Raw genomic sequence first — 7,057 nt, 5'->3', positions numbered from 1 at the left:
GCCAAGAAGAAGCCGCTGGAGACCGTTACTCCAGACGCGCTGGGCGTTTCCCTCGCCTCCACCAACAAGACCCTGAAGGTTGAAGCCCCGGCTGCCCGCAGCGCTGGCATCAAGGTCAAATCGGTGGCCGAACTGGTCGAGAAGCTGAAGAACGAAGCGAAGGTAATCTAAATGACTATCCTGGTTGTCGCTGAATACGAGAACGGTGCCGTAGCCCCGGCCACCCTGAACACTGTTGCCGCTGCCGCCAAGATTGGTGGTGATGTACACGTGCTGGTCGCTGGCCAGAACGTTGGTGGCGTTGCTGAAGCCGCTGCCAAGATCGCTGGCGTGGCCAAGGTGCTGGTTGCCGATAACGCTGCCTACGCCCATGTGCTGCCAGAGAACGTCGCGCCGCTGATCAAAGAGCTGGCGAGCAGCTACAGCCACGTGCTGGCCCCGGCCACCACTAACGGCAAGAACATCCTGCCGCGCGTTGCCGCGCTGCTGGATGTGGACCAGATCTCCGAGATCATCTCGGTTGAGTCCGCCGACACCTTCAAGCGCCCGATCTACGCCGGTAACGCCATTGCCACCGTGCAGTCGAGCGCTTCGGTCAAGGTCATCACCGTGCGTACCACCGGCTTCGACCCTGTCGCCGCCGAAGGTGGCGCGGCCGCTGTTGAAGCTGTTGGTGCTGCGCACAACGCTGGCATTTCGGCCTTCGTTGGCGAAGAGCTGGCCAAGTCCGACCGCCCAGAGCTGACCGCTGCCAAGATCGTCGTTTCCGGCGGCCGCGGCATGGGCAACGGTGACAACTTCAAGCACCTGTACAGCCTGGCCGACAAGCTCGGCGCTGCCGTTGGTGCCTCGCGCGCTGCGGTCGACGCAGGCTTCGTGCCGAACGACATGCAGGTCGGTCAGACCGGCAAGATCGTTGCGCCACAGCTGTACATCGCCGTCGGTATCTCCGGCGCGATCCAGCACCTTGCCGGCATGAAAGACTCCAAGGTGATCGTTGCGATCAACAAGGACGAAGAAGCGCCGATCTTCCAGGTTGCCGACTACGGCCTGGTCGCTGACCTGTTCGAAGCGGTTCCGGAGTTGGAAAAGCTGGTCTGATCCGCCTGCTTCACTTATAAAGAACCCGGCCCTCGCATTGAGGGTCGGGTTTTTTTATGGGTTGAGGAGTGAGGGATGACGTTGCGCGGAACGGGCAGGGTGCTGGCATGCATGGCGGTGTTGGCTTCGCCACTGGCCATGGCGGCAGGCAAGTGCGAACGCCTGGTGGCAACCGGCAGCCCGGATGCGCCGCCCTATTCGTGGCAAGACCCGAAAGACCCGAAACACCTGATCGGCGCCAACGTCGACCTGTTGCGCCAAGTGGCTGGCGAGTTGGGGGTGAAGGTGGAAGTGCTCAGTGCCGGTCGCCGCGACCAGGCCCTGGAGGAAGTGCGCAGCGGGCGCATGGATCTGCTGCTCGATACGCCCATGCAGGTCGAGCAACTGACTGCGCTGGACTACATCCATCCGCCGTTGCAACTGAATGAATACCTGGTGTGGACCCGTCACGATGCCGAGCTGACCTTCGACGGCCCGGCAGACCTGGCCCGTTACCAGGGCAGCCTGTCCGAGCGTGCGCGGCTGACCCCGGCCTTTACCGCGTTCGCCAAGGCCCAGCTCAAGCTTGTGCCCGCGCAAAACCTGACCCAGGCGTTCCAGAAGCTGGTGCTTGGCCAGGTGGATTATGTGCTGGCCGGGCGCTATTCCGGCATGGCCATGACCCAGAGCCTGGGCATGAGCAATGACTTGATCGCCCGCGGCCTACCGGTGGACCGGCCGGGTCTTTACCTGGCCCTTTCGCACAACTCGGCATGCAATGACAGCTGGTTGCGTGGGCAATTGGCGAAAAAACTGACAGAATTGCCGATCTCCGGTGCGTCAGAGGCGGTGCTGCAACGTAATGTCGAGCGCTGGAAAGCGCAGTTGCAGGTACCGGCGGACGCCCCCAAACACTAGGAAGATTGCGTGAGAACCCAACCACTAATCCTTGCCCTGGCCGTGCTCGGCCTGGCTGGCTGTGCCAATGACCCGGCCCCTGTCGAGCAGATGCGCATTTCCGAACAGGCACTGGAACAGGCCAGGGCCGTCGGTGCCACCGAACAGGTCGAAACGCTGAAGCTGGCGGAAGACAAGCTGACCCGGGCCAAGAGCAACATGCTGACCGAAGACTACCGCGATGCACGCATGCGCGCCGAACAGGCCGAGCTGGATGCACGCCTGGCAGAGGCTCAGGTGCTGAACCAGAAGAGCGAAGAGCAACTGCAGTTGCTGCAATCGCGGGTCAAGCGCTTGCGCAAGCAGCTGGAGGTGCAGCCATGATCCGCCGTACGCCTTTGGCTGCGCTGGCCTTGCTGATGCTGGCGGCAGGCTTGCAAGGCTGCGCCAGCCAGCGCAGCTCGGCCGCGCTGGATGCAGCCAGTGCCGCCTTCGCGAAGGTCAAGGATGATTCCGATGTGCTGCGCAGTGCGCCGCGTGACGTGATCCGCGCAGGCGAGTCGCTGGCCCGTGCCGAGCGGCTGTCCAGCTACATCGGCACCGGTTCCGATGTGCGTCATTACGCTTACCTCAGCCAGCGCTACAGCGAGATTGCCAGTGAGCATGCCAAGCTGGCGCTGAACCAGGAACGCCAGGCCAAGCTTGACCTTGAGCGCCAGCGCCTGCAGCTGGCGTTGCGCGAGGCCAAGCTGGTCAGCGTGCAGCAGCAGGGCAAGTGGGTCGAGTCGCAGATTGCGGCACTGGCATCGGAGCAGAGCGACCGTGGCCTGGTGATGACCCTGGGTGACGTGCTGTTCGATACCGGCCGTGCAGACCTGAAGAACTCGGCCAGCCGCACGGTGCTCAAGCTGGTGCAATTCCTTCAGCTCAACCCGCGGCGGGTGGTGCGTATCGAGGGCTATACCGACAGCACCGGCGCGGCCGAGGACAACCTGAAGTTGTCCCGCGACCGTGCGCAGGCTGTGGCCGACATGCTGGTGGACCTGGGTATCGACGAAAAGCGTCTGCAGGTCGAGGGCTATGGTGATCAGTACCCGATCGATGCCAATGCCTCGGAGCGGGGCAGGGCGCAGAACCGCCGGGTCGAGATCGTGTTTTCCGACGACAAGGGCAAGCTCGCCCCTGCACGCTGAACCTCGATGAGCCAGGGGCCGCAAGGCGGTCCCGGCTATCTGTCGGTTTAATCGTTTCGATAGCTATCACGCTGTTGTATTGTCGACTATGTTGCATTCTGTCCCAGTACACTTTGCAACTGTTACGGTATCCTCTACCGTCACTGAGCCGCACAAGAACAACGAGCCTGCCGCCATGACCAACCTGCTGCTGTACCAGCGTATCGCCCAGCAACTGGCCGATGACATCCGTCGCGGTGTCTACCAGCCAGGCGAGCGGGTACCCTCCGTGCGCAAGATGAGCGCCCAGCTCAATGTTAGCCATGCCACGGTGCTGCAGGCGTACGCCAACCTCGAAGACCAAGGGTTGATTCGCGCACGGCCACAATCGGGCTACTACGTGCACCAGACGCCCGCCCTGACCGCACAGACGCCGGACATTGCCCGGGTCGAGCGCCCAGGCCTGGTCACCCGTGCCAGCATCATCCAGCAAGTGCTGACCGAGGCGCGCCGTGATGGTGTGTTCCCGTTCGGTGCTGCGGTACCGCATGTTGATTACCTGCCGGTGCGCGCGCTGCATCAGCAAATTGCCAAGGTCACCCGCTTTCACAGCCCGCGCGCTTTCAGCTACATGTTCAGCCCGGGTTTTGAGCCGCTGCGCCGGCAGATCGCCATTCGCATGCGTGATGCCGGCGTGTTGGTCGACCCGCGTGAAGTGATCGTGACCCATGGCTGTGTCGATGCGCTGCAAATGTCGCTGCGTGTGCTGACCCGGCCGGGGGACCTGATCGCCGCCGAGTCGCCAACCTATTACGGCCTGCTGCAACTGGCCGACCTGTTGGGCCTGAAGGTGATCGAGATCCCGAGTGACCCTTCTACGGGCATCAGCCTTGAAGCCTTGCAGCTGGCTGCCAACCAGTGGTCGATCAAGGCCCTGGTGCTGACTGCGCGCCTGAGCAACCCGCTGGGCGGCACCGTCCCGGAAGAGCGGCAGAAACAGTTGCTGCGCTTGGCCTCGGACTTCGATATCCAGATCATCGAAGACGACATCTATGGCGAGTTGATGTTCGAGCAGGGCAAGACCAAAGCACTGAAAGCGTTCGACCGGCTGGACCGGGTGATCTACTGCTCCAGCTTCTCCAAAACCTTGTCCCCCGGGGTGCGAGTCGGCTGGATGATTGCCGGGCGTTACCAGGACGAGATCCAGCGCCTGCAGACTTTCACCACTCATTCGGCCTGCAGCGTGACGCAGATGGGGGTGGCGGCCTACCTGGAAAATGGCGGCTACGACCGGCACCTGCGCTACATCCGCCAGGAGTATCGCAAGAACCTCAGTGCCTATCAGTTGGCGGTGCAGCAGCACTTCCCCGAGGGTACGCAGATGACACGGCCAACGGGCGGTTTCATCCTTTGGGTGAGTTTGCCTGGGCGGGTCAACACGCAGGAGTTGCATGTGCGGGCGCTGGAGCAGGGCATCAGTATTGCGCCGGGGCTAATATTCAGTAACACAGAGCAATTCAACCACTGTATTCGTCTCAATTGCGGCATTCCGTGGAACAAAGAGGCCGAGCGGGCAGTGATTACCCTCGGTTTGCTGGCTCAGCAGCTGTGCAGGGAGCCTGCGCTCACACTTTTGTAAGGCTTGCCAGTCGCCTTTGGAACATGGAGCATACGCACCTTTGCTGCCGGTCTGTCCATTTGCCATGAATGCTTTGCGCTGTGTTGCCCTGATCGTGTGTCTTGCACCGTTATGCTACCCGGGCGGTCCGGCCTTGGCTGCGCAGCCGGCAAGCCAGGCGCAGGCAGCCCAAAGCAAGCCAGTGCAAAAAAAGGCGGTAGCCAAGCCTGTGCAGAAGCAGGCGGCAAAGAAGGCCGGTAACAGCAAGGCAAAGGCGCGCAAGCCGGTCAGCAAGGCGGTAGCCAAACCATTGCCCAAGGCAAAGCTGGATCTCAGCCTGCCAGTGAATATGGTCAATGACCTCGAGCCGAGCGTGGGCACCCCGTCGCCCATCCAGCGACGCAAACCTTTGCTGCCACCCATGTTCACCGAAAAGCCAGAAACCAGCGACAGCCCGTTCCAGCTCAATGGCCGGCTGATCAACAACGAAATGCAGCTGCAACTGCGCAATGACAGCCGTCATGACGTGGAAGGGGCGGCCATCGATTTCGAGTATCGCCAGTAGACGGTAACTGACTGCTTGGTCACAGCAGATTTCATCGTGCCAGCAATTTCAAACAGCTGTTTGAGCCGTTACTATCCAGGGACGTTCGTCCCGTTTTGTTCCAGGGAGTCCTGATTTTGGTGAATAGCCATGAATTGCCGTGAGGGCTGTGGTGCCTGCTGCATCGCCCCGTCCATCACCTCCGCGATGCCGCGCATGCCCAATGGCAAGCCAGCGGGCGAGCGCTGCCTGCACTTGACGGCTGCCAACCTTTGCGACCTGTTCGGCAAGCCTGAGCGGCCGGCGGTATGCGGTGGTTTCAAGGCAGATGTCGAGGTGTGCGGCAGTGATCGTGACGAGGCAATCAGGATTCTTGGCTGGTGGGAGCAGATGACGGCGGCGTGACAGGCTGGATCTTCGACAACAAGGATAAACATGATGAGATCGTTCAAGCGTATTGCACTGCTGTGTGGCGTGGGTGTTCTGCTGTCGCCTGTTGCCTGGGCCGAAAACTGGCAAGTGGCCAAGGACGAGGAGGGGATCAAGGTTTCCCTCAGCGAAGTGGCGGGTTCCAAGTACAAGGCCTATCAGGGCGTCACGGTGATCAAGGCGCCGTTGGCCAAGGTGCAGGCGTTGCAGGAAGACGTGGTCGGCGCCTGTGCCTGGATTCATGAGTGCAAGTCGCAGAAGCTGCTCAAGCATGAAGGTGACCAGAGCTGGACCTATACCCAGTTCAATACGCCTTGGCCGGTGACGCCGCGCGATTCCGTGCTGCATATCACCACGGTCAAGGGTGCTGATGGCAGCTTGACCCGTAATCTGGTCGAAGAGCCGACCTATGTGCCGGAAGAGAAGGGCTTTGTGCGGGTGGCCAAGGTCGAAGGCTTCTGGAAGCTGGTACCCAAGGGCGATAGCACTGAAGTGACTTACCAGGTGCACACCGAGCCGGGTGGCAGTGTGCCGGCGATGGTCGCCAACAAATTCGTGGTGGATGCGCCGTTCAATACCCTGAAAGGGTTGCGGGAGCGGGCTGAGAAAAACTGAGCTTCGCCTTATGGAATGCTATCCGATGTAGGGGCGGCCTTGTGTCGCGATAGGGGCGCGCAGCGGCCCCAAAATATCAGCATCACAACAGGTCTTGCCGGGGCCGCGTTGCGGCCCATCGCGACACAAGGCCGCTCCTACAGGGATTTGCGACAGACGATCAATAAACAAAGGCTGCCCGAGGGCAGCCTTTTTGCGTTCGGCCCTTCAGGCTTACTTGCGGTCCTTCAGCGAAACGATGTCGCGCTTCTGCTCGCCGGTGTACAGCTGGCGCGGGCGGCCGATCTTGTACGGGCTGGAGAGCATTTCTTTCCAGTGCGAAATCCAGCCCACGGTACGTGCCAGGGCGAAGATCACGGTGAACATGCTGGTCGGAATGCCGATCGCCTTGAGGATGATCCCCGAGTAGAAGTCGACGTTCGGGTACAGCGAGCGCTCGATGAAGTAAGGATCGGTCAGGGCGATCTCTTCCAGGCGCATGGCCAGTTCCAGCTGCGGGTCGTTCTTGATGCCCAGCTCGCGCAGGACTTCGTCGCAGGTCTGCTTCATCACGGTGGCGCGCGGGTCGCGGTTCTTGTACACGCGGTGACCGAAGCCCATGAGCTTGAACGGGTCGTTCTTGTCCTTGGCCTTGGCGATGAACTTGTCGATGTTCGAAACATCGCCGATCTCATCGAGCATGGTCAGCACGGCTTCGTTCGC

At 61.3% G+C, this 7,057-nt stretch carries 9 protein-coding genes and 1 pseudogene; 9 read left to right on the top strand and 1 reads right to left on the bottom strand.

Annotated features, from left to right (window positions below; genetic code table 11):
* The 9 genes and pseudogenes from ACQKPZ_RS27825 to ACQKPZ_RS27785 all read left to right on the top strand — a co-directional run.
* A pseudogene (locus ACQKPZ_RS27825) lies at positions 1-171 on the top strand (electron transfer flavoprotein subunit beta/FixA family protein); the annotation flags it as partial.
* Positions 172-1,101, top strand: coding sequence for an electron transfer flavoprotein subunit alpha/FixB family protein (locus ACQKPZ_RS27820; protein ID WP_427544453.1), 930 nt, complete (start codon positions 172-174; stop codon positions 1,099-1,101).
* Between the two features lie 75 nt (positions 1,102-1,176).
* Complete coding sequence (locus tag ACQKPZ_RS27815) at positions 1,177-1,998, top strand: substrate-binding periplasmic protein (protein WP_427544450.1); 822 nt, start codon at positions 1,177-1,179, stop codon at positions 1,996-1,998.
* A 9-nt stretch (positions 1,999-2,007) separates the two neighbouring features.
* The gene (locus ACQKPZ_RS27810) at positions 2,008-2,361 is read left to right on the top strand and encodes a DUF4398 domain-containing protein (RefSeq protein ID WP_427544448.1); all 354 of its coding nucleotides are present in this window, start codon (positions 2,008-2,010) and stop codon (positions 2,359-2,361) included.
* Complete coding sequence (locus ACQKPZ_RS27805) at positions 2,358-3,170, top strand: OmpA family protein (RefSeq protein ID WP_427544445.1); 813 nt, start codon at positions 2,358-2,360, stop codon at positions 3,168-3,170. The genes ACQKPZ_RS27810 and ACQKPZ_RS27805 overlap by 4 nt, the downstream gene beginning before the upstream one ends.
* Before the next feature lie 175 nt (positions 3,171-3,345).
* Positions 3,346-4,788 (top strand): PLP-dependent aminotransferase family protein, encoded by a 1,443-nt coding sequence (locus ACQKPZ_RS27800; RefSeq protein WP_012273358.1) that lies wholly within the window; start codon positions 3,346-3,348, stop codon positions 4,786-4,788.
* A 64-nt stretch (positions 4,789-4,852) separates the two neighbouring features.
* Complete coding sequence (locus tag ACQKPZ_RS27795; protein WP_427544442.1) at positions 4,853-5,332, top strand: hypothetical protein; 480 nt, start codon at positions 4,853-4,855, stop codon at positions 5,330-5,332.
* Between the two features lie 129 nt (positions 5,333-5,461).
* On the top strand, positions 5,462-5,716 hold the full coding sequence (locus ACQKPZ_RS27790) for a YkgJ family cysteine cluster protein (RefSeq protein ID WP_009684718.1): 255 nt from the start codon (positions 5,462-5,464) through the stop codon (positions 5,714-5,716).
* 33 nt (positions 5,717-5,749) lie between these two features.
* Complete coding sequence (locus tag ACQKPZ_RS27785) at positions 5,750-6,355, top strand: START domain-containing protein (protein ID WP_427544439.1); 606 nt, start codon at positions 5,750-5,752, stop codon at positions 6,353-6,355.
* Positions 6,356-6,568: 213 nt separating this feature from the next.
* Here ACQKPZ_RS27785 and ACQKPZ_RS27780 read toward each other — a convergent pair.
* The coding region (locus ACQKPZ_RS27780; protein WP_427544436.1) for a citrate/2-methylcitrate synthase at positions 6,569-7,057 on the bottom strand (489 nt) is incomplete at its 5' end.

Source organism: Pseudomonas sp. NPDC089547 (assembly GCF_050280665.1).
Taxonomy (GTDB): Bacteria; Pseudomonadota; Gammaproteobacteria; order Pseudomonadales; family Pseudomonadaceae; genus Aquipseudomonas.
The sequence above is the reverse complement of the archived record's forward strand: the minus strand, read 5'-3'. Positions and strand labels throughout refer to the sequence as shown.